This is a genomic window from Anaerolineales bacterium (genome assembly GCA_022866145.1).
GTDB lineage: Bacteria > Chloroflexota > Anaerolineae > Anaerolineales > E44-bin32 > PFL42.
Genome location: JALHUE010000210.1, coordinates 1 through 2,263, shown reverse-complemented (window position 1 = coordinate 2,263; position 2,263 = coordinate 1). Strand labels below are relative to the sequence as shown.

The following is a 2,263-nucleotide window of genomic DNA, read 5'->3' as shown; positions in this document are numbered from 1 at the left end:
GCGCCGGTCCGCGGCCGGTTGCCGGGAGCACGGCCAACAGCAGCCTGCCGGTCAGCTGTTTGACCTCTCCGCCGCCGGCGGCGATTGGCCCGACGCAGGCCGGGCAGCCCTCGCTGCAGTCGCAATCCCGCACCAACTCCAACGCCCCTTCCAGCAGCTCGGCTTGATGATCGTACAACCGCTCGGACAATCCAAGGCCTTCGGGCAGCCGATCATAGAATGTGAGAGTCGGGCTGTGGGTCTGTTTGCCGCGCGCCTCGGCCTCCACGGCCAGATCCCGCGGATCACACATCAAGTAGAGCGGGGCGATGTTCCCCAGGGCGTAGGCCAATCCTCCGAGGGCGCTGCGCGTGCCCCGGGCGAACTCCGCCCGGTGATGGCAGGCAGCGCACAAGGTGATCAGGTTCTCGAGGCTGTTGGCCAGACGGTCGTTGCGGTTCTCGCCGGAGAGGTAACCGAACTCCCTGAACGGCCGCAGATGGTGGACGTCGTGGGCTCGACCCGGCCGCTCAGGGGCGCGGCACTGCCTGCACTGATATCCATCGCGAGCCCGGGCCGCCTCCCGCCCTGCCGGCCACTCGGGGCCATAGTCATTCGGCGGCGTCAGAACCCCCTGGCGCTCCAGGCGCGCCACTAGTTCGGGCGCCAGCCACATCCAGTAGGCGGTGGTCTCATACTCGCGCTTCGGCAGGTCGATCGTTCCGTAGCCCAGGGTCTCGTGGGTGTAGCGCTTCACCTTGCGGTAGGAGGTGGCCTGAGAGGTGATCAACACCCGGCCATGGGCGCGGCGCGCCTCGCCCCGTTCATCGGCATCGAACACTTCCAGCACGTCGATCTCCACGGCTTCGGAGGCGTCGGTGTAGTAATCGACTTCCAGCGGTGAGACCTGGGCCACGGCGTTCTCCCACTCCAGCTTTTCCACTAGGTAGGTGCGCCCCTCATGGACATAGACGGCGCCCTCGTGCACCTGGACAGGCGCCGCCGCCCGGTCGACCGAACCGATCACCTGCGGCCTCCCTTGGCTGACGTCCTGGATGACCACGGTCTGGTCGCTGCTGGCGCGCAGCGACACCGCCTCCGCCGGATAGGCCTCCCCCACCCAGTGGTAGCCGGCCGGCGTGCGATGCAGTTCGCCGGCCTCGGCCAGCACCTCCAGGACTTCCTCAGCATCCTGGAAGTCGCCGAAGCCTTCGCCGGCAGCAAACGGAAGCTCAAAGGCGGCGCAGCGCAGGTGCCTCACCAGGATCGATAGATTGTCGGGCTGGATCAGGCCCATCTCCGGTGATCGCTCGAATAGAAAGCGGGGGTGAGCCACGACAAACTGGTCGAGCGGAGCGGCTGAGGCCACCAGCACCGCCGCCGAGGCGTCGCTGCGCCGGCCGGCGCGGCCCATTTGCTGCCACAAGCTGGCGATCGTCCCAGGGTAGCCGGCCACGATCGAAGCCCCGAGCAAGCCGATGTCCACTCCCAGCTCAAGCGCATTCGTGGCCACCACGCCGCGCACGCTGCCGGCCCGCAGCCCGCTCTCTATCTCCCGCCTCTCCAACGGCAGGTATCCGCCGCGGTAGCCGCGAATCTCCTCCGGCCTCCCGCCGTCCTGGACGTGGCTGTCCCGCAGGTATCCCAGCAGCAGCTCGGTGGTCCGGCGCGAACGGGCGAACACCACCGTCTGAACTCCTTCGCCCAGAAAAACCGAACCGATGCGGGTCGTCTCGAGCGTGTAGGCGCGGCGAACCCCCAGCTGCGCATCCACCACGGGAGGGTTGTACAGGATGATCTCCTTGGCCGCCCGGGGCGAGCCGTCGAGGTCGGCCGGAACCAGGTGAACCGGGGCTTCGATCAATCGCTGCGCCAGTTCCTTCGGGTTGGCGATGGTGGCCGAGGTGAGCACGAACTGCGGGGAGCTTGCATAGAAGCGGCACACTCGCCGCAGCCGACGCAGCAGATTGGCGACGTTCGAGCCGAACACCCCGCGGTAGACATGCATCTCGTCCAACACGATCCAGTGCAGGTTCTCCAGGAACGCCGCCCAGCGGGTGTGGTGTGGCAGGATACCGGTGTGCAGCATATCGGGGTTGGTGATCAGCAGTCGCACGTCCTGGCGGACCTGGCGGCGCAGGGCCTGGGGCGTGTCGCCATCGTAAGTGCGCACCACCACCTGGTCTTCGGCCGAGAGCGCCCGCAGCAGCCCCGTCAGCACAGCCGCCTGATCCTGCGCCAGAGCCTTGGTCGGAAACAGATACAGCGCACGCGCCAGCGGGTC

The 2,263-nt window shown here is 67.7% G+C and carries 1 protein-coding gene; it reads right to left on the bottom strand.

The annotated features are described in order from the left end of the window. Nucleotides 1-2,263 (bottom strand): DUF1998 domain-containing protein (locus tag MUO23_06625; protein MCJ7512630.1); only part of this gene is annotated, 2,263 nt, incomplete at both ends.